The 20,874-nt window shown below is 63.3% G+C and carries 28 protein-coding genes; 14 read left to right on the forward strand and 14 right to left on the reverse strand.

Features of this window, described 5'->3' with window-relative positions:
• Window positions 1-15: 15 nt before the first annotated feature.
• Window positions 16-300, reverse strand: coding sequence for a type II toxin-antitoxin system HicB family antitoxin (locus AC07OK_RS02535; protein ID WP_494688811.1), 285 nt, complete (start codon window positions 298-300; stop codon window positions 16-18).
• A gap of 21 nt (window positions 301-321) precedes the next feature.
• Window positions 322-498, reverse strand: coding sequence for a type II toxin-antitoxin system HicA family toxin (locus AC07OK_RS02540; RefSeq protein WP_494688812.1), 177 nt, complete (start codon window positions 496-498; stop codon window positions 322-324).
• Window positions 499-694: 196 nt separating this feature from the next.
• Here AC07OK_RS02540 and AC07OK_RS02545 point away from each other — a divergent pair, with 196 nt between their 5' ends.
• Window positions 695-1,714: a M4 family metallopeptidase gene (locus AC07OK_RS02545; RefSeq protein ID WP_494688813.1), complete on the forward strand. Its 1,020-nt coding sequence runs from the start codon at window positions 695-697 to the stop codon at window positions 1,712-1,714.
• Window positions 1,715-1,724: 10 nt separating this feature from the next.
• Window positions 1,725-2,030 carry a protealysin inhibitor emfourin gene (locus AC07OK_RS02550; protein WP_494688814.1) on the forward strand — a complete coding sequence of 102 codons (306 nt, stop codon included), beginning with the start codon at window positions 1,725-1,727 and terminating at the stop codon, window positions 2,028-2,030.
• A 34-nt stretch (window positions 2,031-2,064) separates the two neighbouring features.
• Here the strand turns inward: AC07OK_RS02550 and AC07OK_RS02555 are convergent, their stop codons facing one another.
• From AC07OK_RS02555 to AC07OK_RS02580, 6 genes are all read right to left on the reverse strand, one after another.
• Window positions 2,065-2,430: a glutaredoxin gene (locus tag AC07OK_RS02555; protein ID WP_494688815.1), complete on the reverse strand. Its 366-nt coding sequence runs from the start codon at window positions 2,428-2,430 to the stop codon at window positions 2,065-2,067.
• An 85-nt stretch (window positions 2,431-2,515) separates the two neighbouring features.
• Entirely contained in the window at window positions 2,516-3,097 is a 582-nt protein-coding gene (locus AC07OK_RS02560; protein WP_494688816.1) for a BPSL1445 family SYLF domain-containing lipoprotein, read from the reverse strand.
• 101 nt (window positions 3,098-3,198) lie between these two features.
• Complete coding sequence (locus tag AC07OK_RS02565) at window positions 3,199-3,894, reverse strand: glutathione S-transferase N-terminal domain-containing protein (RefSeq protein ID WP_494688817.1); 696 nt, start codon at window positions 3,892-3,894, stop codon at window positions 3,199-3,201.
• 78 nt (window positions 3,895-3,972) lie between these two features.
• A complete protein-coding gene (locus AC07OK_RS02570; protein WP_494688818.1) occupies window positions 3,973-6,135 on the reverse strand; it encodes a putative bifunctional diguanylate cyclase/phosphodiesterase in 2,163 nt (720 codons plus the stop codon).
• Window positions 6,128-7,132 carry an EAL and HDOD domain-containing protein gene (locus AC07OK_RS02575; protein ID WP_494688819.1) on the reverse strand — a complete coding sequence of 335 codons (1,005 nt, stop codon included), beginning with the start codon at window positions 7,130-7,132 and terminating at the stop codon, window positions 6,128-6,130. Before AC07OK_RS02575 ends, AC07OK_RS02570 begins: the two co-directional genes overlap by 8 nt.
• A gap of 69 nt (window positions 7,133-7,201) precedes the next feature.
• A complete protein-coding gene (locus AC07OK_RS02580) occupies window positions 7,202-8,146 on the reverse strand; it encodes a LysR substrate-binding domain-containing protein (RefSeq protein WP_494688820.1) in 945 nt (314 codons plus the stop codon).
• Between the two features lie 142 nt (window positions 8,147-8,288).
• Here AC07OK_RS02580 and AC07OK_RS02585 point away from each other — a divergent pair, with 142 nt between their 5' ends.
• From AC07OK_RS02585 to AC07OK_RS02620, 8 genes are all read left to right on the forward strand, one after another.
• Complete coding sequence (locus AC07OK_RS02585) at window positions 8,289-8,990, forward strand: pirin family protein (RefSeq protein ID WP_494688821.1); 702 nt, start codon at window positions 8,289-8,291, stop codon at window positions 8,988-8,990.
• A 125-nt stretch (window positions 8,991-9,115) separates the two neighbouring features.
• On the forward strand, window positions 9,116-9,769 hold the full coding sequence (gene ribA, locus AC07OK_RS02590) for a GTP cyclohydrolase II (protein WP_116988059.1): 654 nt from the start codon (window positions 9,116-9,118) through the stop codon (window positions 9,767-9,769).
• A 34-nt stretch (window positions 9,770-9,803) separates the two neighbouring features.
• Window positions 9,804-11,237, forward strand: a complete 1,434-nt coding sequence (locus tag AC07OK_RS02595; RefSeq protein ID WP_494688822.1) for a S1 family peptidase — start codon at window positions 9,804-9,806, stop codon at window positions 11,235-11,237.
• On the forward strand, window positions 11,234-12,223 hold the full coding sequence (locus tag AC07OK_RS02600; RefSeq protein WP_494688823.1) for an FHA domain-containing protein: 990 nt from the start codon (window positions 11,234-11,236) through the stop codon (window positions 12,221-12,223). The genes AC07OK_RS02595 and AC07OK_RS02600 overlap by 4 nt, the downstream gene beginning before the upstream one ends.
• 515 nt (window positions 12,224-12,738) lie before the next feature.
• Window positions 12,739-12,909: a hypothetical protein gene (locus tag AC07OK_RS02605; protein ID WP_494688824.1), complete on the forward strand. Its 171-nt coding sequence runs from the start codon at window positions 12,739-12,741 to the stop codon at window positions 12,907-12,909.
• Window positions 12,910-12,938: 29 nt separating this feature from the next.
• Entirely contained in the window at window positions 12,939-13,130 is a 192-nt protein-coding gene (locus AC07OK_RS02610; protein WP_494688825.1) for a hypothetical protein, read from the forward strand.
• 115 nt (window positions 13,131-13,245) lie between these two features.
• Window positions 13,246-13,689, forward strand: coding sequence for a hypothetical protein (locus AC07OK_RS02615; protein ID WP_494688826.1), 444 nt, complete (start codon window positions 13,246-13,248; stop codon window positions 13,687-13,689).
• Between the two features lies 1 nt (window position 13,690).
• Window positions 13,691-14,029 (forward strand): hypothetical protein, encoded by a 339-nt coding sequence (locus tag AC07OK_RS02620; RefSeq protein ID WP_494688827.1) that lies wholly within the window; start codon window positions 13,691-13,693, stop codon window positions 14,027-14,029.
• An 82-nt stretch (window positions 14,030-14,111) separates the two neighbouring features.
• On the opposite strand, the gene AC07OK_RS02625 is transcribed toward AC07OK_RS02620, so the two are convergent.
• The gene (locus AC07OK_RS02625; RefSeq protein ID WP_494688828.1) at window positions 14,112-14,720 is read right to left on the reverse strand and encodes a choice-of-anchor C family protein; all 609 of its coding nucleotides are present in this window, start codon (window positions 14,718-14,720) and stop codon (window positions 14,112-14,114) included.
• A 124-nt stretch (window positions 14,721-14,844) separates the two neighbouring features.
• The gene (locus AC07OK_RS02630; RefSeq protein ID WP_494688829.1) at window positions 14,845-15,456 is read right to left on the reverse strand and encodes a TetR/AcrR family transcriptional regulator; all 612 of its coding nucleotides are present in this window, start codon (window positions 15,454-15,456) and stop codon (window positions 14,845-14,847) included.
• 103 nt (window positions 15,457-15,559) lie between these two features.
• Here AC07OK_RS02630 and AC07OK_RS02635 point away from each other — a divergent pair, with 103 nt between their 5' ends.
• Window positions 15,560-16,801 (forward strand): MFS transporter, encoded by a 1,242-nt coding sequence (locus tag AC07OK_RS02635; RefSeq protein WP_494688830.1) that lies wholly within the window; start codon window positions 15,560-15,562, stop codon window positions 16,799-16,801.
• Here the strand turns inward: AC07OK_RS02635 and AC07OK_RS02640 are convergent, their stop codons facing one another.
• Window positions 16,802-17,098: a hypothetical protein gene (locus AC07OK_RS02640; RefSeq protein WP_494688831.1), complete on the reverse strand. Its 297-nt coding sequence runs from the start codon at window positions 17,096-17,098 to the stop codon at window positions 16,802-16,804. It abuts the gene before it with no gap.
• 55 nt (window positions 17,099-17,153) lie between these two features.
• On the reverse strand, window positions 17,154-18,059 hold the full coding sequence (locus tag AC07OK_RS02645) for a LysR family transcriptional regulator (protein ID WP_494688832.1): 906 nt from the start codon (window positions 18,057-18,059) through the stop codon (window positions 17,154-17,156).
• 111 nt (window positions 18,060-18,170) lie between these two features.
• Here AC07OK_RS02645 and AC07OK_RS02650 point away from each other — a divergent pair, with 111 nt between their 5' ends.
• From AC07OK_RS02650 to AC07OK_RS02660, 3 genes are all read left to right on the forward strand, one after another.
• Entirely contained in the window at window positions 18,171-18,905 is a 735-nt protein-coding gene (locus AC07OK_RS02650) for an SDR family oxidoreductase (RefSeq protein WP_494688833.1), read from the forward strand.
• Window positions 18,906-19,013: 108 nt separating this feature from the next.
• Window positions 19,014-19,280 (forward strand): BrnT family toxin, encoded by a 267-nt coding sequence (locus AC07OK_RS02655; protein ID WP_494688834.1) that lies wholly within the window; start codon window positions 19,014-19,016, stop codon window positions 19,278-19,280.
• Complete coding sequence (locus AC07OK_RS02660) at window positions 19,213-19,716, forward strand: DUF433 domain-containing protein (protein WP_494688835.1); 504 nt, start codon at window positions 19,213-19,215, stop codon at window positions 19,714-19,716. Before AC07OK_RS02655 ends, AC07OK_RS02660 begins: the two co-directional genes overlap by 68 nt.
• Here the strand turns inward: AC07OK_RS02660 and ispF are convergent.
• The gene (ispF, locus tag AC07OK_RS02665; protein WP_070268912.1) at window positions 19,656-20,144 is read right to left on the reverse strand and encodes a 2-C-methyl-D-erythritol 2,4-cyclodiphosphate synthase; all 489 of its coding nucleotides are present in this window, start codon (window positions 20,142-20,144) and stop codon (window positions 19,656-19,658) included. The two genes, AC07OK_RS02660 and ispF, sit on opposite strands and share 61 nt — an antisense overlap.
• A 14-nt stretch (window positions 20,145-20,158) precedes the next feature.
• Window positions 20,159-20,872 (reverse strand): 2-C-methyl-D-erythritol 4-phosphate cytidylyltransferase, encoded by a 714-nt coding sequence (gene ispD / locus AC07OK_RS02670; RefSeq protein ID WP_494688836.1) that lies wholly within the window; start codon window positions 20,870-20,872, stop codon window positions 20,159-20,161.
• Between the last annotated feature and the right edge of the window lie 2 nt (window positions 20,873-20,874).

A 20,874-nucleotide genomic window follows, 5' to 3' on the forward strand; every position in this document is an offset into this window, starting at 1 on the left:
CCTCGTGGGGCTCGTTCACATTGCAGTGCCGATTTTGGAAGCCAGCATTTTGTTGTGTGCGAGGATATGCTGCATGAGACCTGGTGGCAACGGCACTAGCCGGTCTCCTGGAGCGGGTACCGAGGGCAGCGGCACCGGGCGCTGATCTTCAAAGTAGAAGTCCATTGAAGAGATCAACACGTCCTCGGCCATCTCCATAGCATCGGCTTCGTTGTCACCTTGAGTGATCGCTTCCGGAATGTCGCGAAACCGCACAACAATCTTTCCTTCTTCAAACGTAAAAGTAGCGGGGAATTTCATATGGCCTCCATTCTTCGATTTCTACTTTAAACCTAACTGCTTCTTGATGCTCTCCACCAGTCCCGTCGTCAACTCCTTGGACGGGTGGCGTGGAAGATGGCTTTGCCGTCCATTGCAATATACTTTCAAATGCTTGGAGCCTTCTCTAAAAGTTGCGCCACGCAGTGTCAACCATCTAACGAATTCACTTTGTTTCATGGCATTAGGGTAGTAGACAGGTTAGTCAAAAAATGAGACGACGACCTGTTCAACATAACCTATTCCTACCGGGCCTCTTTGAGTCAAGCCATGGCCCCACCACGCTTCCTGCTCCGGTGCCCCGGCAATCGTGGCGTCCCGACCCAGCAAACAAGTGTATAAAGAAGGCACTGTTGCAATTCCGAAGGAGAACGTCATGGCGACCGAGCCGCACAGCTGCACTTGCTTCATCATCCCGTCCAATATGCTGCGCAAGCTGGCCGATACCGCCTCGCCGGCGGAACGCAGCCTGCTGCTGGACCAGTGCGAAGCCTCGGCCTACCTGCGGGGCCAGCGTTCGGTCACGCCGGTCGCGGCCGGCATCGCCTCGGTCGGCGAAAAGCGCCGCACCGTCTTCGACGCCCACCACAAATCCACCCTGCCCGGCAAGCTGGCGCGCAGCGAAGGCGGTCTGGCGGTGGCGGACGCCTCCGTCAACCAGGCCTACGACGGCGCCGGCGCCACCTACGATTTCTATCGTGAGGTCCTCAAGCGCAACTCCATCGACAACAAGGGCTTGCGCATCGATTCCACCGTCCACTACCTGAACAAGTTCAACAACGCCTTCTGGAACGGCCAGCAAATGGTCTACGGCGACGGCGACGGCAAACTGTTCCTCGGCTTCACCGGCGCGCTCGACGTCATCGCGCACGAACTGACCCATGGCGTGACCCAGCACGCCGTGCCCGGCGGCCTGGTCTATGAAAACCAGAGCGGCGCGCTGAACGAATCGATCTCGGACGTGTTTGGCAGCATCGTCAAACAATGGAAGCTCAGGCAGAGCGTCGAGCAGGCCGACTGGCTGATCGGCGCCGGCATCCTGGCGCCCAGCGTCGGCAAGGCGCTGCGCTCGATGGCCGATCCGGGCAACAAGGAACTCACCTGGTCGGGCGACGATCAACCGAAAACCATGGCAGGATATGTGGACGGCGGCGATGTGCACATCAATTCGGGCATACCCAACCATGCTTTCTACGCGACCGCCATCGCGCTCAAGGGCAACTCGTGGGACAAGGCCGGACCGGTCTGGTACAAGGCGCTTGGCCTGCTGACATCGAACGCCAGCTTTGCCGACATGGCCAAAGCCACCGCGCAGGCGGCCACGCTGCTGTATGGCGCCGATTCGGCCGAGCAGCACGCGGTGCAGGCGGCATGGAAAGTGGTCGGCGTCGTTTAGGAGAAATCGTATGACACGTTTATCGTTGCGATGCACCGGAGGCTTTACCGGCCCGGCCGGCGCGCAGACGCGCACGGTCGACCTGTCGCTGCTGCCGCCGCATCAGGCGCATGAGCTGGAGCACCTGCTGAGCGCCTGCGACTTTTTCACGTTGCCGGACCAGCTGCTCAAGCCCGCGCCACGCTCGTCGGATTTTTTGTACGACCTCAAGGTGGACCAGGGCCCGCAGGCGCACTCCATCCACTACCACCTGGACGCCGTGCCGGCGCCGCTCAAGGAACTCACCGACAAGCTCCACGAAGTCGCTCCCGACTAGCCGAGCTGGCCGGGCGGCAGCGCCAGCGTTTGCATCAGGCCACCATGCGCGCGAATTCGCCCTGCTCGACCAGCTTTTGCAGATCGTCGGCGCCGCCGATCAGCGTGCCTTTCACGAAGATCATCGGGAAGCTCGGCCAGCCAGTCCACATCTTCAGCGCCGTGCGCGGACGCCATGCGGACAGGTAGCTGCCATAGCTCAGGTATTGGTAGGGAGTGCCGAGGCCGTCGAGAATTTTACGGGCCTTGCGCGGGAAGGGATTCAAGCCCATGCCGACCACCACCACGGCATTGGCCGCCACGGCGGCCTGTACCTCGGCCACCAGGTCGCGGTGATAGCCGCCGACGCGCTCGCGCACGGCTGGGTGGATGTGGGCTTCGTCCAGGATGTTACGGCTCATCGGTATTCCTCATGAATGATAGATGAGCGTAAGAGTAGCCGCAACCGGCGCGCCGGCATAGCCTTTTCCGCGCCGGACCGAAGGATCAGAGCTCCAGCTTGGAGATCTTGGTGCCTTCGAGGTTGAGGTTGGCCATCAGGCCGGCGTTGGTCAGCACCAGCGCCTGCACCGGATTGTTGGCGGTGGTGGTGTCGATCTCGCCGTTGGCGCCCACTTTCAGCAGCGCCACCGAGCCGTCGACGCCGGCCGTCCAGCCTTTGCTGTTGCGGAATTTATCCAGCGCTTCCCTGGTCATGAACAGCAGCACCACGGCCTTCGATTGCGCCCCGGCCTGAAAGCCGACCGACACCGAGGCCACGCTGTAATAGTCGACCGACTGGCCGCCGGTGCGCAACACGCCCTTGCCATATTCGCCGCCCACCACCAGGCCGGCCGCCAGCACGCGCGGGAACACCAGCACGCCGGCCGATTTGCGCACCAGCTCGCGCGAACCCTTCACTTCCGAATACAGGCGCTCCAGCGTCGAGTAGGAACCCTGCTCGATCTCGGTGCGCACGGCAGACGAATCGGCCTTGCCGGCCGAGGTGGTGGTGGTGCAACCGCCCAGCGCCAGGCCGGCGAACATCAGCGCCGCGGTGCTACGGACCAGGAAAGTACGTTTTTGCATGGAAGTCTCCGAAAGAAGTGAATGAGCTGTGGGTTGCCATAATCACCATGGCCGTCCCTATTCTGTCATCTTCCGGGATTTCGTGCTTTGTCCCATCCGTATCAAACGGGCCGGGCCTGGCCGAACAGGATGGCGCGCTCTTCGGCCGACATATTGCGCTCCTTGCGGGCGTAGACGTTCTCCACGCCGGCGTAGGCCTTGACGGTGGCCGGCCGCGCGCGCATCGCTTCGAACCAGCGTTGCAGGTCGGGAAAATCGGCCAGGTTCTGTCCGTGTCCCTCGTGCGGCACGATCCACGGATAGCAGGCGATGTCGGCGATCGAGAACTCGCCGGCGATGAAGTCGCGGCCTTGCAACTGCTTGTCCAGCACGCCATACAGGCGGCTGGTCTCGCGCGTGTAGCGGTCGATGGCGTAAGGCACGGTCTCCGGCGCGTAGATGTTGAAGTGGCCGATCTGTCCCGCCATCGGCCCCAGCCCGGACACCTGCCAGGTCAGCCATTGCAGCGCCTCCAGCCGCGCGCGCGGATCGCGCGGCAGGCCGAAGCCGCTCTTGTCGGCCAGGTATTGCAGCATGGCGCCGGACTCGAACATGCTCAGCGGCGCGCCGCCGTCGGCCGGCGCGTGGTCCACCAGCGCCGGGATCTTGTTGTTCGGCGAAATGCGCAGGTACTCCGGCGCAAACTGTTCACCCTTGCCGATGTTCACACGGATCAGCCGGTAGTCGAGACCGGCCTCTTCCATGTACATGGTCATTTTTAAGCCGTTGGGGGTGGCGGCGTAGTAGAGATCTATCATGTTGGTATTGTGCATCGGGACGGCGCGCCGGCGGGATGCCAATCGCGGGATTTTTCAGGAGGCCAATCGGGCCCCACTTCAGCGCACGCCGAAGGCCAGGCGTTTGCCTTCGCGCAGCATGCCGGCGAAGTCGGCCGCCGGAATCGGCTGGCTGAACAGATAGCCTTGCAGCTGGTCGCAGCCCAGCTCGCGCAGGAAGCTCATCTGCTCGGCCGTCTCGACGCCCTCGGCCACGATCTCCTGGCGCAGCTGCTGCCCCATGGTGACGATGGCGCGCGCGATGGCGCAATCGTTTTCTTCATACGGCAGGCCGATGACGAAGGAGCGGTCGATCTTCAGGGTGCTGATCGGGAATTTCTTCAGATAGGCCAGGCTGGAATAGCCGGTGCCGAAGTCGTCCAGCGCCAGCGCCATGCCCATCGCCACCAGCTCGTTCATGATGGCGATCACATTGTCGGTGCCGCGCACCAGCAGGCTCTCGGTGATTTCCAGGTTGATCTGGTCGGGCTGCACGCCGTGCCGCTCGAGCACCGCCGCGATGCGCTTGGGCAGCTGGTTGTCGAACTGGCGCGCCGACAGGTTGACCGCGATCGGCGGCATGATCAGGTTGGCGTCCTTCCACTCGCGCACCTGGCGGCAGGCTTCCTCCAGCACCCAGGTGCCGAGGTCGAGGATCAGTCCGGTCTCTTCCGCCACCGGGATGAACACGCCCGGCGACACCAGCCCGCGCACCGGATGGCGCCAGCGCAGCAGCGCCTCGGCGCCGACGATGCGGCCGCTGCGCAAGCTGACCTTGGGCTGGTAGTACAGCATCAGCTCGTTGTTGCCGAGCGCCTGGCGCAGCTCGCTCTCGATGCGCAGGTGTTCCTTGGCGCGCTGGTTCATCTCCTCGCTGTAGAACAGGAAGGCCGATTCGATATTCTGCGCCGCCTTGTTCATCGCCACGTCGGCGTAGCGGATCAGGGTCGGGACGTCGGTGCCGTCCTCGGTGTAGACGGTGATGCCGATGTGGGCGCCGACCTGCAGCCGGTGGTTCTCGATGACGATGGGCGCGGCCAGCGCGGCCAGCAGCTTTTGCGCGACGATGGCCGCGTGTTCGCGCTTTTCCACGTGCAGCAGCGCGACCGCGAACTTGTGGCCGTCGAGCCGCGCCAGCACGTCGGCCTCGCGCAGCGACAGCCGGAACAGGCGGCCGATCTCGCACAGCAGGCCGTTGCCGATGTCGTGGCCCAAGGTGTCGCTGATGGCGCCGATGCGGGTGATTTCGATCACCAGCAAGGCGCCGTGCTCTTGCGAGCGCTTGGTCTCGGTCAGCGCCTGGCCGACCAGCTGGTTCAGCAGGCACAGGTTGGGCAGGCCGGTCAGCGTGTCGTAGTTGGCCATGCGCTGCATGCGCGCCTCGGCGTCCTTGTGCACGCTGATGTCGGAAAACAGCGAGAAGGTGTGGCTGATCTTGCCCTGCTCGTCGCGCACCACGCTGATGGTCACCGACTGCGGGAACAGCTCGCCGTTCTTGCGTTTGCCGATGATCTCGCCGCGCCACGGGCCCTGGCCCTGCATGGCCGAGCGCACCTTGGCGCGGAAGTCGGCGTCGTGCACGCCGGAGCGCAGCAGGTCGGGCGTCTTGCCGATCGATTCTTCCGGCGTGTAGCCGGTGATGCGGGTGAACGAGGAATTGATCGAGACGATGCGCTCGTGGGCGTCGGTGATCAGCACGCCCTGGTCGCTGTCCTCGATGATGCGGGCGTGCAGGTTGAGCTTGTCCTCTTCCGACAAGGCTTCGTTGACCTTGGTGAGCTTGATCAGCATGCCGACCGGATCGCCGCCCTCGTCGTGGCGCAGCAGGATGTGCAGCTTCACCCAGATCAGTTCGCCGTTCTTCTTGCGCCGCCGCACCTCGGTGTGGGCGCCGCCGGCGGGGTTGCCGTCGGTCTCGAAGAACAGCTCGGCGATATTGCCGTCGTCGTCGCCCTCGGCGTACAGGAACAGCACGTGCTGGCCCAGCGCTTCCGCGGCGCTGTAGCCGAACATCTGCTGGGCGCCGGCGCTCCAGCCGCTCAGGTAGCCGGCCAGGTCGAGTTCCAGTTCCGCGTCCGCCGGCGCCGCCGCCTTGGCGGGCAAGCCAAGGCCGGCTTCGGCCAGCGCGACGTCGAGCCTGGCCAGCGTCGCCGCCAGCGCCTGGCCCGACTCGCTGCGCGCCTGCCGGCTCAGCGCAAGGCAACGCTCGATCGCGTCATGCATGGGGAGCACCCGCCTTGCCCGCCGATACGCCCTGCATCCACAAGTAGGCGTCGGCCAGGACCTGGTTGAAGCCGGCGTTGTCGATCTGTAGCGCCTGCAAGCCTAGCGTCAGCGCGGCGACATCGTCGTGTTCGGCGGCTTCGACCACGCTGAGCAGCTGGCCCAGCTCGCCTTCACGCGACAGCAGCGCCAGTTGCACGGCTTCGCTGATGGTCAGCGGCTTCAGCACCTCGGCCAACGACATGCCGAACAACACGCCCAGCAGCGAGAACATGCCGGCCATGAAAGCCTGTTCCTGGTGCGGCTTGTCGTGGCCGGCGGCCTTGGCCAGCAGCTCCATCGCCCGCGCCCGCACCGACACCCGCGCCAGCAGCATGGCCGAGCGCTGGTCGGCCTCGCGCGACGAGAACAGCATCAGGTTGAGCCAGCGGCGCAGCTGCGAGCGGCCCAGGATCAAAATGGCTTGCGAAAAACTGGTGACGCGGCGGCCGGTGCCCATGCCCAGCGAGTTCACCAGCCGCAGCAGGTGATAGGACAGCGTCGGGTCCTGGCGCAGCAGCGCTTCGATTTCGTGGGTGTCGGCGTCGGCCGAGACCAGTTGCACCAGCTGGAGCGCCAGCGCGCGCGAGGCGGCCTGGCTGCCGACCGGCTTGGGCGGCGGCGCCAGGAACCAGTCGCCCTCGATCCACGCGACGCCGGTGGGCAGTTCGGCGGCCAGCGGAATGTCGCTGTGCAGGACTTTATCGGCCGGCAGCGCCTTCCAGCCGGCCTCGTCCAGCAATTGATGGACAGCCTCCGCCCTGGCGTCGGCCTGGCCGGCGCCAGGGCGGAAGCGGTAGTAGCAACTCATGCTGCCGGAGGCCAGCTCCTGCAAGACGCTGGCCGACACCATATCAACTTGCAAGCCACTGGCATCGAGCAGCAACGCCGACGGCACGCCGTTGCGGTCGGCCAAAGGATGCAAGAACACAGGCGGCATGGCAGTCGTAGCGGTCATTGAAGGTGTCCAGCGAAAGCGGTCGATGATCCTGCTATGGTACTCCGAAATTATTGGCGTCGGCCAACATTATGCTGGTGTGGCGGGCAATATCAATCGGTGCGGCAAATGTCCGACCAAACGTTCGAACAGCCCCGGCTGTTTCATGCGGGCCAGCCACCACTGCAGCGCGGCGCCGTGTTCGCCGCTGCGCCAGGCCAGGTAGAAGGTTTCGGCCGGTTTGGGCTCCTCCACGTCCTTCTCCACCAGCAGGCCGGCGGCGATGGCGGCGCGCGCGCACGGCTCCGGCAGGAAGCCGAAGCCCATGCCGGCCAGCTGGTACTGGAACTTGGTGGCCATGTCGGGCACGGTCAGCGTATCCTGGCCCAGCAGCAGGCCGACGGTGCGCGGCGCCATCTGGCGCGCCGAGTCGGCCACGCTGACGGCGCGGTGTTGCTGCAATTGCACACGGTCCAGCCTGCCCTGCACCGCCGCCAGCGGATGCGACGGCGCCACCGCGAACACGAAACCGATCTTGCCGATCGGCAGGGAGACGTAGCCGCCGCCGGCCGGGCCGTCGCCCGCCACGCCCACCAGCAGGTCGGCACGGCGGTCCAGCAGCGCTTCCCAGGCGCCGGACAGGGCTTCCTGCACGATGCGCAGCCGGGTCTGCTGGGCGACCTCGTAGAAGGCCTTGATATCGTCGTGGAACATGCAGGCCGAGAACATCGAATCCATGCCGACCGCCAGCTCGGTCTCCCAGCCGGAGGCCACCCGGCGCACGCGGTGCTCCAGGTCCTGCGCCGCCTTGAGCAGGTAGCGCCCCTCCTTCAGCAGCTCGACGCCGGCCGCCGTCAGCACCACGCGCGGGCCGTTGCGCTCGAACACCTGCACGCCGAGGTCGTCCTCCAGCTTGCCGACGGTGTAGGAGATGGTCGAGGGCACGCGGTGCAGCTCCTTGCCGGCGGCGGAGAACGAGCCACGGCGGTCGATGGCGTCGACGATTTGCAGGGCTTCGAGGCTGAGTCTGAGCATTCGATTTTTTCGATAGTAAAGTGGTAAATTTTCCGTTTTTTTATTCCGAAACACCCGTTTATACTGTGATTCATGGATGCAGCGATCAGAAAACAGCTTTCAAAATTATCGCACATTAACTTACAAGAAACGGAGCCCCACCATGTTGCAAATTCGTAAAAGTGAAGAACGCGGCGTCGCCAACCACGGCTGGCTGCAATCGCGCCACACCTTCTCGTTCGGCAGCTATCACGATCCGAAACACACCGGTTTCGGCCCGCTGCTGGTCATCAACGAAGACCAGGTCCAGGGCGGCCAGGGGTTCGGCACCCACGGCCACCGCGACATGGAAATCATCTCCTACGTGCTCAGCGGCGCGCTGGAGCACAAGGACAGCATGGGCACCGGTTCGGTGCTGCATTACGGCGACGTCCAGCGCATGAGCGCCGGCAATGGCGTGCGTCACAGCGAGTTTAACCACTCGCCGAAGGAAACGGCGCATTTCCTGCAAATCTGGATCCAGCCCAACCAGACCGGCATTCCACCGAGCTACGAGGAGAAGCACTTCACGCCGGAGAGCAAGCTGGGCCAGCTGCGCCTGATCGCCTCCAGCGACGGCCGCAACGGCTCGGTGCTGATCCACCAGGATGCGGCGATCTACGCCACCATCATGACGGCAGGCGACAGCCTGAAACATGAGCTGGCCAAGGGGCGCCAGTCCTATGTCCACGTGATCCGCGGCGAGGTGACGGTCAACGGTACGGCGCTCAAGGGCGGCGATGCGCTGAAAATCACCGGGGAAACGCTGGTGACCTTGCAGGATGCCAAAGCGGCGGAAATATTGGTCTTCGACCTGCCCGCATAAGGGGTAGAGGACGGCCTAAAAAAACTTTCCGCCAGTTTTGGTATCATGAAGGGCGCGCCGGGTCTGTTCGAACAGCCCGGCGCGCCTTTTTTACCTTGAATATCAATCAATTGAAGAGCATAGCTATGTCGCAGAGCGCAGCAACCCCGGCAACAGACGAACTGGATTACATGACTTCCTGCGCCCTGCCGACCCCTTGGGCCCAGTTCACGCTGCACGCCTTTGTCGAAAAGGCCACCGGCAAGGAACACCTGGCGATGGTGCTGGGCGACATCGGCAACGGCGAGCCGGTGCTGGCGCGCGTGCATTCCGAGTGCCTGACCGGCGACGTGCTGTTCTCCCAGCGCTGCGACTGCGGCGCCCAGCTCGAAGGCGCGCTCAAGAAGATCGCCGCCGAGGGCCGCGGCGTGCTGCTGTACCTGCGCCAGGAAGGCCGCGGCATCGGCCTGATCAACAAGATCCGCGCCTACCGCCTGCAGGAAGCCGGCGCCGACACGGTGCAGGCCAACGAGCAACTGGGCTTCAAGCCGGACCAGCGCACCTATGGCCTGGTGCAGCCGATGCTGGCGCAATTCGGGGTCAAAAGCTTACGCCTGATGACCAATAATCCGCGTAAGATCGATGCCATGACCAAACTGGGCATCGAGGTGGCCGAGCGCGTTCCGCTGCTGGTCAACCGCAACGCCTTTAACCAGCACTACCTGAACACCAAGGCAGCCAAGCTGGGCCACATGATGACGCCGCTGACCCCGGCGCCGGTGGAGGATGGCGCGCTGTAAGCTTGATTTTTAAAGGTTGAACTTTAAGGACTGCATGAAATTTAACGAGCTTGCCGTTGCCATCGCCCTGACCTGGGCCAACGCCGCCACGCTGGCGGCACAGGCCGCGAACGCGCCGGCCGCGCCGCCGCAACTGGCCGCCGCGCAATCCTCCGCCAAGGCCTCGGCGCCCGCCGCCGACAACGCCGACGCCGCCCCGCTGCCGCCGCCCTCCAGCGCGGCCCAGCATCTCTACGGTTCCGCCAAGAACGACATCCTGCAAGTGCGCTCGCTGCTCAAGAGCGGTCGCACGCAATCGTCGGTCGGCTCCGGCTTTTTGATCGGCACCAGCAACCTGGTGGTCACCAACTACCACGTGGTCTCGCAGTTCGCGCTCGATCCCGACACCTACGTCGGCGAATGGGTGGACACCAGCGGCCAGCGCGGCAACGTCGAACTGCTGGCGGTGGACGTGCTGCACGACCTGGCCGTGCTGCGCGTGAGCCGCAACGGCACCGGCTTCTTCAAGATCCCCGAGCAGCTGGCCAAGCTGACGCAGGGCCAGTACCTGTACTCGCTGGGCAATCCGCTCGACCTGGGCTTCGCCATTTCCGAGGGCGCCTACAACGGCGTGATCGCGCGCAGCTTCTACGACCAGCTGATGTTCACCGGCCCGATCAACGCCGGCATGAGCGGCGGCCCCAGCGTGACGGTGGATGGCGCGGTGGCCGGCGTCAATGTCTCCAAGCGCCTCGATGGCGAACTGGTCAGCTTCCTGGTGCCGGCCCGCTACGCGCAGGACCTGCTCAAGCGGGTGGAGCAGCAAAAGAAAACGCCCACCGACTTCACCGCCGTGGTCGCCGCCCAGTTGCTGAACCATCAGCGCGCCATGGTCGACCAGCTGCTGGCCAGCCCGCTGAGCCTGAAGCCGATGGGCCCGTATCAAGTGCCGGTGCGCGAGTCCGAGCAGATGCGCTGCTGGGGCCGCTCCAACGTCAAGGCCGACAAGCCGTTCACGGTGGACGACGCCAGCTGCGCGATGGAGTCGGCGATCTTCGTCAGCGGCTCGCTGCAAACAGGCCAGCTGAGCATCCGCCACCAGTACCTGCGCAGCACCGGCCTGGACCAGCTGCGCTTCGCGCAACTGGCCAGCGCCTCGTTCAAGAACGAGAATTTCGGCACGCACAAGGACACCCGCCTGACCGGCCCGCAATGCACCGAGGACTTCGTCAAGAACAAGGACCTGCCGCTGCGCGCCGTGCTGTGCGTGCGCGCCTACCGCAAGTTCGCCGGCCTGTACGACTTCGCGTTGCTGACCGCCAGCACCGACCACGGCTTGATGAGTCTGCAAAGCCGGCTCGACGCGCGCGGCGTCTCGTATGAAAACGGCCTGCGCCTGTCGCGCGTATTCATCGAATCGCTGGGCCTGGCGCCGGTGGCCAAGAAGCCCGCCGTGGCGGCCGTTCCAGCCAAGGGAGGCAAGCAATGAAGCCCCCCTACTTCATCGAAATCCTGGCCCGCAACGGCGACGTGCTGCACCGTCACAAAGTAGCCAGGCTGCCGATCCGCCTCGGCCGCAGCTACGACAACGATGTCATCCTCGACGACGCCCACAGCGCCGCCGCCCACGCCGTGGTCGACGCCAACGAGGAAGGCGAACTGGTGCTGCGCGACCTGGGCAGCAAGAACGGCACTTACCTGAACGGCAAGCGCCAGACCAGCGTGGTGCTGGCCGGCGACACCATGGTGCGCCTGGGCCACACGCGGCTGCGGGTGCGCGCGGCCGACTTCCCGGTCGCCGACGAACTGGCCGACACCACCATGCACGGCTGGGAAGGCGCGGCGCCGGCCGCCATTGGCCTGGCGCTGATCACCATCTTCACCTGCGCGGAAACCTGGCTGTCCGATGTCGAACCGTTCGCGTTGATACGCTACCTGCTGGTGCTGGCAAGCAGCCTGGCCGCGGGCCTGCTGTGGAGCGGCGTGTGGGCGCTGGCCAACCGTTTGTTCGGCAGCCACGCGCGGCTGGGCCGGCACTTGTTCATCCTCGGCAGCGGCCTGGCGGTGCTGGGCGTATGGCGGGTTGGCGGCGCGGCGCTGGCGTATGCGTGGTCGGCCGAGGCGTTCACCCGCTACGGCAACCTGGTCACGCTGGCGATCGCTTGCGGCATGCTGTTCTTCCACCTGATCACCATCAAGCCCCACCATCCGCGACGCTTCGCCGTCAGCTGCTGGGTGATGCTGGTCGGCGGCGCCGGCCTGATGCTGATGACCAATCTGCAAAGCACGGGACGTGCCTCGGACGAGCTGTACATGTCGGTGCTGCTGCCGCCGGAAGTGCGCCACAGTCCCGATCGCAGCGTCGACCAGTTCATGGCCGACGCCGCCAAGCTGAAGACCGGCGCCGACGCGGCCCGCGTTCGCGCGGTCAAGGACGGCACGCCGGAAACCGAGGACGACGACGGCGACGAGTAAACTGGAGCGACCAAAATCAAGTTATGGCCTACGCTTACCTCGCCATGCAGCGCAGCGCATCGAATCCCCCATCCTGCTGCACATTGCGCTCACCACCCCGGTGGGAGTATGCACATGGGGTGCGCCGCCACGCTCCTTGTGGTAAAGCCCCGATTTTCTCTTCTGCTTTCTCCGATTTTTTCAAGCATTGAACGATTTCCGGATTTGCCGGTCTAAATCCAGGAAAGCCGAAAAAAATAGGGGAGAAAATCGAATGAATACCACAATGACCGTGCAGGTGCCCACCAATACCCTGCTCAAATAACAATTACGCGTGCGTTGAAGGCGACCAAATCATCCACAATGGCCGCGCGGTCTCGCCGAACCAGTTCGCGCAATCGTTCGCGCGCTCGACGCGCAATGCATGGCAAGATTTATTTATCCGTCGACCGGGTGACAAGACCTTCAAGCTAGCCAACAGGCTGCGCGCGGAATTGGCTTCCGCCGTAAAGACGCCTGCTGCAACGCCGGCTGCTATGACGATGCCTGTCCCTGCCGCAGTCGCAGTCGCGCCGTTGCCCGCGCCGCCAGCGCCGCAGGCCTCGCCGTTAGTTAGCGCTCCAGCACGCAACACCGACAGCGAGCCCGGCTGGGATTTACCGGAGCGCAGAAAATTCCGCTACCGGCTGGAAGATGTCGCCTACTAATAACCTGGCAGTCCGACGTCGAACCTTTCGTGCTGGTACGATACCTGCGGGTGCTGGCCAGCACCCTGGCCGCAGGCCTGCTGTGGAGTCGCGTGTGGGCGCTTGCGTATGCATGGTCGGCCAGGGCGCTCACCCGCTACAGCAACCTAGTCACTCTGGCGACCGCCGACCAATTGGTCTTCAACGCAGGCGAACTGGCGGCAGGCAGGCTGACTGACTGACTGACTGACTGACTGACTGAGGCTCCGCACTTTCGTTGGCGCCGTTACACTTCGCGAGTTTTGTCTGTGCTTGTCGAAGCTAAACTACGGCTCTCTGTCCAAAAGGAGGTTTGCGATGAAAAGCGCCCTGTACCTGGTGATTCTGGCCTCCAGCGGGCTGGCATGGTTTCAATCTGCACACGCGACATGTAACGCGCAATCCGTGGTCGTCTCAATCGGGGATGTTGAGGTGGCACACTATGAGGTCATGCCTTCCGAAATCCATCGACTTGCACTACCCAATGGTTTCCCCTTGGGTTTGAAAATCGAACCCGCATCACAAGAGAAAACCCAGGAGATCGCAAGGAAAAGCGAGGGACGAGTGCCCACCGAATGGGTGAAGATATCGCTCTACGATCTGCGGAATAACCAGCCCAAGGAATTGACCCACACTTGGGGTGCGGCAAACTCCTATCAAGGCTACGGGCCAAGTGGCGGCGCAGACCGGGTGACGGAAATTGGTGAGCCAGGGATTGAACTAAAACTCATCAAACCTAAGCGCACCAATTCCGAGTCCTGACATGCGCGCTCAAAAACTTACCTCCGACCTGCTAATGCTAGCTGGTATCGCTCCTTTTTTTGTTGTGATCAGTTTCTTGGCAATGAACGCTGGCTCAAAGGGAGACGATGCACTGGGAGCGGTTTTCGCAGCTGCCATTGGCTACGGCATTACATACGTTTTGACGCTGTCATGCGCGTTTCCCGCAGCGCTCTGGTCATACCGCCTCTCGAAGAATATAGAGACAATAGAAAGCCGCTACTCGTCAATCGCGCGCGCGATTGTGATATTCATCATGGCGTCGCCTTTTCTCTTTTGCGTGTTTGCTGTTTTGTACTTAGCATTGGCTCATTTACCCTAGACGATCGACGTAAAAAAGCCCGCCGGCCTGAACACGCTTAACATCGCGCTCAGTGCCGGCGGGCTTTTTTATGTGCTGTCTGTTACTTGGCTGCTTTGCGGCGGCGGGCGATGAAGCCTACCAGGCCCAGGCCAGCCAGCATCATGGCATAGGTTTCCGGCTCAGGTACGGCGGCGGTGACGGACACATTGTCCAGCACGGCGCCCGAGTAGCCGTCGCCACCGACGCTGCTGAACACCAGCGCTTGCGAACCGCCGGCGGTGGTGAAGTTGAAGGTGTAGTTGGTGACGGGCGTGCTGCCTTCGAACGAGTAGTGATTGCCACCAACGAACACGTCCAGGCCAGCGCCGTGCGAGTACGGATTGTGGGTCAGGTCGAACGACAGCGTATAGGTTGCGCCGGCGACGGCATTGAACGATTGCGACAGTACGCCCGGACCTGGCGTGCCCAGCATGTCGATGCTGCTGCCCGAGATCGAGTTGTAGCTGTTGTTGATGACGTCGACCGACACACCGCCGACGGTCCAGTTGGCGATCGCGCCCGAGCCTGCGCCCACCATGACGTAGTTGTTCAGATTGACGCCGGTGACGTTTTCAAAGTCGCCGTTCTGGATCAGGTTGGCGGCCGATGCGGCGCCCGAAATGCTTGCTGCGGCGATGGCTGCTGCCAGGATCAGTTTGGACATTTTCATGTTGTGGCTTTCAAAAAGGTGGGAACGGCGACTCAATGACGCTATTCTACCGACTAATTTCAAAGACACAATTAAAATTTCATTTTGTTACTGAATATATGCTTTAAGCAATATTTCAACGGCATCAAGAAGGCCATCCGCGCAGCACCTGATCCACCACTTCCTGCAACTGGCTGCGGGTGGCGCCGGCCGCAGCCTGCACTGCCATCCCATTGGAAACCGTCATCACATAACGCGCCATCTGGCCTGAGCAGCTGTCGGCCGGCAGGTCGCCATCGGCCTTGGCGCGTTCCAGCCGCGCGCGCAATTTGGCTTCGCTGGCGGCGCGACGCTCAATTAAAGTGTCGCGAATCGGCAACGCATCGTCGCTGCAGGCGAGCGCGCCGTTGATCACCAGGCAACCGTGTGGGTTCTCGGACTCGGTCTGGGCGTCGGCATTGCCGCGCAAAAAATACTCGACCACGGCGCGCGCGGTCGGCTGCGCCAGCGCCGCGTTGAACAGCGGATCGTGGGAAGCGGCGTAGCGTTCCAGCGCCATGCGGAACAGATTTTCCTTGTTGCCGAACACGGCGTACAGGCTGGGACGATTCATGCCCATCGCCTCGGTCAGCTCCGGCAGCGAACTGCCTTCGTAACCCTTCTCCCAGAACACTTTCATGGCCTTGTCCAGCGCCGTCTCCGCGTCAAAGGTGCGCGGGCGGCCGGACTTGCGAGCTGTAGCGGAAATATCTTTCATACCGATCGGTTAAAAATTCATTGACAAAGTTCTGTGCGGACTTCATTATGAACCGATCAGTAAAAAACTCAAGTGTTTTTACAGCTCATAGGGAATAACTCACATGCAAAACCACACCAGCGCCCAGGCCGTCCTACCCGGCGACGCGCCCTCCCCCATTGCCACACCCACCCGCGCCGCCTGGCTGGCCGTACTTTCGGTCGCCGTCGGCTCATTCGCACTGGTGACCACGGAATTCCTGCCGGTCGGCCTGCTGCCGTCCATCGCCGCAGAACTGGGCGTGACCGAAGGCATCGCCGGCATGATGGTCACGGTCCCCGGCATCGTTGCCGCGTTTGCCGCCATCCTGGTCACCATCGGTGTCGGCAAGACCGACCGCCGTTATGTCATCTGGGGTTTGACCGCCACGCTGATCGCCTCCAACCTGATCGTCGCGCTGTCGCATAGTTATCCTCTGGTGCTGGCCGGCCGTGCGCTGCTGGGCATAGGCGTCGGTGGTTTCTGGGCCATCGGCGGCGCGCTGGGCAACCGGCTGGTGCCGGAAGCGTCAGCCGCGCGCGCCACCTCGATCATCTTTGCCGGCATCTCGCTGGGCACCGTGGCCGGCGTGCCGGCCGGTGCAATGATCGGTGAAATGGTGGGCTGGCGCATGGCCTTCTTCACCGCCAGTGCAGTATCGGTGCTGGTGCTGGCGGCGCAAATGTGGCTGCTGCCACGGCTGCCGACCACGACCGCCCTGACCTTCGCCCAGTTGCCAGCGTTGCTGCGCGTGCAGAAGGCGCGGCTCGGCATGTTGGCCACGCTGCTGATCTTCATCGGCCAGTTCGCCGCCTACACTTATGTGACGCCGTTCCTGAGCCAGGTCGCCGGCTTGAGCGCCAAGACCATCAGCGTGCTGCTGCTGATTTACGGCGCGGCTGGTTTCGCCGGCAATCTGATCGGTGGCTGGGCGGTGGCCCGGAGCGTGAAGAACTCGCTGATCGCCACCGGTGTGATCATGGGCCTGTCCGCCGCGGCGATGCCGCTGTTCGGCGCCACGGCTGCCGGCGCCACGGTGTTGATCGTGATCTGGGGCCTGGCCTTCGGCATGATGCCGATCTCGGTGCAAACCTGGATGTTCAAGGCGGCGCCGGATGCGATGGAAAGCGGCGGTGCGGTCTTCGTCGCCACTGCACAGATCTCGCTGGCCAGCGGCGCGCTGGTCGGCGGCGTGTCGGTCGACTATCTGGGCGTGTCGAGCGCGATGGTGGTCGGCGGCGTGTTTGCGCTGGCGATGGCCGCCGTCATCGCGGCATGGGCGCGGGACGACGGCAAGCCGTTAGCCAAGCTGCACGCCGTTCACTGATCAAATCCGGCCGCGTTTGAATTCAGCCAGGAAGGCCTTGGTCTCCCTGGCTGTCAGCACTTTGACTTCATCGCCGTGCCAGGCGTACAAATAGGGCGTGCCGCCCAGACGGTCGGTCAGCTTGGCGTCGAGCAGGAAGCAGGTGCCGGGCGGGTAGTCGTCGCTCATGCGGCGCGAACACTGCACATGCAGCTCCGGCGAGAAGGCCTGCCCCGGCACCGGATGGATCTCCACCCTGCCTGCGCGCTCCACCGAATGCACCGCCACCTGCCGATAAGCGTAGATATCACGCGCCATCGTCCATCCTTCACCGTCAAAAGCGCCATGGTAGCAGATCGTCTATCGATACCGGCTATCCCACCAGCGAAGTAACGAACTCCAGGAAGGCCAGCGTTTTCGCCGGCGGATGATAGCGCGACGGGTAGTAGGCATACATCGGAAAACGTTCGTCCGGCCATGCCGTCAACACCGGCGTCAGCGCGCCTGAGCGCAGCAGCGGCTCCACAGCAAGGTCGATCACCTGCGCCAGGCCGTAGCCGGCCAGCAGCACGCTTTCCATGGTGCCGGCGTCGTTCAGCGTCAGCTGGCCGCGTGGGTTGACCACCGTGGTTTTGCCGCCGCGATGGAACTCCCAATCGTAGGGCCGGCCCGTCGCCGGGTTGCGGAAGTGGATGCAGGTGTGGTCCTCGCTTTCGAGATCGGACGGCTTCTTCGGCACGCCGTGGCGGCGCAGGTAGGCCGGCGTGGCGACGGTCAGCACGCGCGTGTCCATCAGCTTGCGGGCGATCAGGGATGACGATTGCGGATCGCCGAATCGTATCGCCAGGTCGAAGCCGTCGCCCACCATGTCGCCCAACTGGTCGCGCGCCACCAGGTCCAGGTCCAGCTCCGGATGCCGCTTCAGGAAGGCGCCCAGTTTGGGGCCGAGCAGCAACCGAGCCAGCAACGGCTCGATGTTGACGCGCAGGCGGCCGCGCACCACGACCGCCCCCTCTCCCGCCGAGGCGACCGCATCTTCCAGTCCCGCCAACAGCGGCCCGATTTGCGCGTAGAAGCGGCGGCCCTCGTCCGTCAGCGAGACCTTGCGCGTGGTGCGGTCGAACAGCCGGATGTTGAGCCGCGCCTCCAGCTTGGCGATGGCGCGACTAACGCCGGACTGCGACATCTCCAACGCCTCGCCCGCGCGCACGAAACTGCCGGCATCGACGATCGCCGCCAGCACGCGCATGCCATTCACTACCCGTTCGTCGAACGCCATGATGTATGCCGATTTGTCATGAATGATATGAGTCTCATGCTATCGGAGTATCGGTGGTTTTGCATCAAAATTCTTGCATGCGGACTTTCCGCCTCATTCAAGGAGAACATAATGCATGCAACGAACGGCCGCTTGCTTGGACAACGTGTGATAGTGCTCGGCGCTTCATCGGGCATCGGGCTGGCGGTGGCGCGCGAAGCCCTGCGCGAGCAGGCGGAGGTGCTGGTGGTGTCGAGCCAGATCTCGCGCGTCGAGAAAGCGCTGGAGTACCTCGGCAACAAGGCGCAGGGCTGCGCGCTGGATCTGCACGATGAACGGGCCATCGAGCGCTTCTTCGCCACCGCCGGTGAATTCGATCATCTGGTTTACACGGCGGGCGACGCGCTCACGATCGGCGCCTTGACCGGCTTCGACCTGACGGCGGCGCGCTCGGTGTTTGACTTGCGCTACTGGGGTGCGCTGGCGGCGGCCAAATACGGCGCGCGCCATATCCGGGCTGGTGGTTCGATTACCTTCACGACCGGTATCGCGTCGGCGCGTCCGCAGACCGGATGGTCGCTGATGTCCAGCGTGTGCGGTGCTGTGGAGGCGTTGACGCGGGCGCTGGCGGTGGAGCTGGCGCCGCTGCGGGTCAACGCGGTATCGCCGGGAGTGCTCGCGACGAATCTGTGGGCGGACATGCCGCAAGCGCAGCGCGAGCAATTGTTTGCCGACGTCAGCGAGGCGCTGCTGGTCGGGCGCGTGGGCTCGGCGGAGGACGTCGCCGCCGCCTACCTGTTCCTGATGAGTAGCGGCTACGCAACCGGCCAGATCCACGTCGTCGATGGCGGAGCACTATTGATCTAATCGAAGGACGGTTGAGAATGCCAGGCCCAGGATATCGAAACGATGTCCTGGCGACCTGGCATTTTTTCCAGTGCTGCTTGAAGGATGTCTTCAAGCCACTACACTGAAATGACAACCTATACGTGGGACGAATCCAAGCGCCTGAGCAACCTGCGCAAGCACGGCCTGGATTTCACCGATGCTCCTCCTGTGATCGAGGAAGCGCACCTCACCATTGAGGATACTCGGTTCGTTTATAGTGAACGTCGCTATAACGCGTATGGATATTTTCAAAGCAACGCTGCTGTGGTCACCTACACGGAGGAAAATGATGAAATACGAATCATCTCATTTAGAAGAACAACGAGACAAGAAAGAAACAGAATATTTAGATGACCCAGATAACTGGTTGAATGTAATGCCAAACTATGACGACGAGATCGTGATTGATGAAGATGGCCCGGAATACGATCCAAGATACTTCACCGAGCCAGTACATAAATTCAGGGGCAGGATCATTCCACCGCGAAAATCACCAACCGATCCATTCGACCCGGAGTGGTTGGCCTATATGAAGTCGATCACGCCGCTGGTGCAGATGGAACCCGAAATCTTGGGCGGCATGCCCGTATTCAAGAATACTTTGGTACCCATCAAGCGTATGTTCGACTATCTGCTGGCCGGAAAACCTATGGACGATTTTCTGGCCGACTACCCCTCGGTTTCCCGCACCACCGCGATCGGTGTGCTGGACAACGACGCGACCTTGTTTTACGAAGCAATCAGCAAGGCGATGGATTCCGCCGCGATGCCCTCTTCCCTGCCCAGGTAACCCAGCTTCTCGTTGGTCTTGGCCTTGATGTTGACCTGGCCGACCGCCACGCCCAGATCCTCCGCGATGTTGGCGCACATGCTGGCGATGTGCGGCGCCATCTTCGGCCGCTGCGCGATGATGGTCGCGTCGATATTGCCGATGCTGTAGCCGGTGGCCACCACGCGCCGCGCGGCTTCCTTCAGCAAGGTGCGCGAATCGGCGCCCTTGAACTGCGGATCGGTATCCGGAAAGTGCTTGCCGATGTCGCCCAGCGCCGCGGCGCCCAATATCGAATCGGTGATCGCGTGCAGCAGCACGTCGGCGTCCGAGTGGCCCAGCAGGCCCACATGGTGCGGGATGTCGACGCCGCCGATAATCAGCTTGCGGCCTTCCACCAATGCGTGGCAATCGTAGCCCTGGCCGATGCGGAATGGGAGTTTGGTCATTTTTCTATCCTGTGTTATTCACCGGCGGCCAGATACATTTCCGCGATGCGGATGTCGGCCGGCAGCGTGACTTTCAAATTACGTGGATGGCCCTCGATCAGCCGCGGCGACAGGCCCAGCATCTCGACGGCGCTGGCGTCGTCGGTGATGGCGTTGGCGTCCGGCACGCTGCCCAGGGCGCGCAGCAGCAACTCGTAGCTGAACATCTGCGGCGTCTGCGCCAGCCACAGGCCGTTGCGCGACACCGTGGTCGCGGCCACCGGCACAACGCCGGTCGCGCGCTTGACCGTGTCCACCACCGGCAGCGCCAGCAGGCCGCCTGCGGCATCGTCGCCCACGCCGTCTATCAGCTTGGCGATCAGGGCCGGCGTCAGGCCGGGACGCGCGGCGTCGTGCACCATGATCATGTCGCCGTCGGCGACCACGCCTTGCAGCTCGCGCAGCGCGTTGAGCACCGTGTCCATGCGAGTGGCGCCGCCGCAGCGCAGCACCGTCACGCCGTCCAGGTCCGCCGGCAGCACGCCGTCGATCTGGCCGTCGGCCGCGCTGACCACCACGTAGGTGTGCCCCACCAGGTCGCTGGCGCGGAAGGCGTCCACCGCGTGGCGCAGCATCGGCTTGCCGCCTACCATCAGGTATTGTTTTGGTCCGTCCGCCGCCATGCGCGCGCCGACGCCGGCGGCGGGCAGCAGCGCAAAGTAGCGCGGTGTGTGTTTGGATGCAGTCATCG

It is taken from the genome of Duganella sp. GW821-FHT07G03 (assembly GCF_059418605.1).

Bases quoted from the DNA above. Each gene is read 5' to 3' on its own strand.
- AC07OK_RS02570 (WP_494688818.1), bottom strand. From the start codon at position 6,135: ATGCATGACGCGATCGAGCGTTGCCTTGCGCTGAGCCGGCAGGCGCGC.
- AC07OK_RS02660 (WP_494688835.1), top strand. From the start codon at position 19,213: ATGATGAAATACGAATCATCTCATTTAGAAGAACAACGAGACAAGAAA.
- AC07OK_RS02540 (WP_494688812.1), bottom strand. From the start codon at position 498: ATGAAACAAAGTGAATTCGTTAGATGGTTGACACTGCGTGGCGCAACT.
- AC07OK_RS02585 (WP_494688821.1), top strand. From the start codon at position 8,289: ATGTTGCAAATTCGTAAAAGTGAAGAACGCGGCGTCGCCAACCACGGC.
- AC07OK_RS02615 (WP_494688826.1), top strand. From the start codon at position 13,246: ATGAAAAGCGCCCTGTACCTGGTGATTCTGGCCTCCAGCGGGCTGGCA.
- AC07OK_RS02650 (WP_494688833.1), top strand. From the start codon at position 18,171: ATGCATGCAACGAACGGCCGCTTGCTTGGACAACGTGTGATAGTGCTC.
- AC07OK_RS02640 (WP_494688831.1), bottom strand. From the start codon at position 17,098: ATGGCGCGTGATATCTACGCTTATCGGCAGGTGGCGGTGCATTCGGTG.
- AC07OK_RS02595 (WP_494688822.1), top strand. From the start codon at position 9,804: ATGAAATTTAACGAGCTTGCCGTTGCCATCGCCCTGACCTGGGCCAAC.
- AC07OK_RS02535 (WP_494688811.1), bottom strand. From the start codon at position 300: ATGAAATTCCCCGCTACTTTTACGTTTGAAGAAGGAAAGATTGTTGTG.
- AC07OK_RS02600 (WP_494688823.1), top strand. From the start codon at position 11,234: ATGAAGCCCCCCTACTTCATCGAAATCCTGGCCCGCAACGGCGACGTG.
- AC07OK_RS02575 (WP_494688819.1), bottom strand. From the start codon at position 7,132: ATGACCGCTACGACTGCCATGCCGCCTGTGTTCTTGCATCCTTTGGCC.
- AC07OK_RS02645 (WP_494688832.1), bottom strand. From the start codon at position 18,059: ATGGCGTTCGACGAACGGGTAGTGAATGGCATGCGCGTGCTGGCGGCG.
- AC07OK_RS02555 (WP_494688815.1), bottom strand. From the start codon at position 2,430: ATGAGCCGTAACATCCTGGACGAAGCCCACATCCACCCAGCCGTGCGC.
- ispF (WP_070268912.1), bottom strand. From the start codon at position 20,144: ATGACCAAACTCCCATTCCGCATCGGCCAGGGCTACGATTGCCACGCA.
- ispD (WP_494688836.1), bottom strand. From the start codon at position 20,872: ATGACTGCATCCAAACACACACCGCGCTACTTTGCGCTGCTGCCCGCC.
- AC07OK_RS02605 (WP_494688824.1), top strand. From the start codon at position 12,739: ATGACGATGCCTGTCCCTGCCGCAGTCGCAGTCGCGCCGTTGCCCGCG.
- AC07OK_RS02545 (WP_494688813.1), top strand. From the start codon at position 695: ATGGCGACCGAGCCGCACAGCTGCACTTGCTTCATCATCCCGTCCAAT.
- ribA (WP_116988059.1), top strand. From the start codon at position 9,116: ATGTCGCAGAGCGCAGCAACCCCGGCAACAGACGAACTGGATTACATG.
- AC07OK_RS02655 (WP_494688834.1), top strand. From the start codon at position 19,014: ATGACAACCTATACGTGGGACGAATCCAAGCGCCTGAGCAACCTGCGC.
- AC07OK_RS02620 (WP_494688827.1), top strand. From the start codon at position 13,691: ATGCGCGCTCAAAAACTTACCTCCGACCTGCTAATGCTAGCTGGTATC.
- AC07OK_RS02630 (WP_494688829.1), bottom strand. From the start codon at position 15,456: ATGAAAGATATTTCCGCTACAGCTCGCAAGTCCGGCCGCCCGCGCACC.
- AC07OK_RS02560 (WP_494688816.1), bottom strand. From the start codon at position 3,097: ATGCAAAAACGTACTTTCCTGGTCCGTAGCACCGCGGCGCTGATGTTC.
- AC07OK_RS02635 (WP_494688830.1), top strand. From the start codon at position 15,560: ATGCAAAACCACACCAGCGCCCAGGCCGTCCTACCCGGCGACGCGCCC.
- AC07OK_RS02580 (WP_494688820.1), bottom strand. From the start codon at position 8,146: ATGCTCAGACTCAGCCTCGAAGCCCTGCAAATCGTCGACGCCATCGAC.
- AC07OK_RS02565 (WP_494688817.1), bottom strand. From the start codon at position 3,894: ATGATAGATCTCTACTACGCCGCCACCCCCAACGGCTTAAAAATGACC.
- AC07OK_RS02625 (WP_494688828.1), bottom strand. From the start codon at position 14,720: ATGAAAATGTCCAAACTGATCCTGGCAGCAGCCATCGCCGCAGCAAGC.
- AC07OK_RS02550 (WP_494688814.1), top strand. From the start codon at position 1,725: ATGACACGTTTATCGTTGCGATGCACCGGAGGCTTTACCGGCCCGGCC.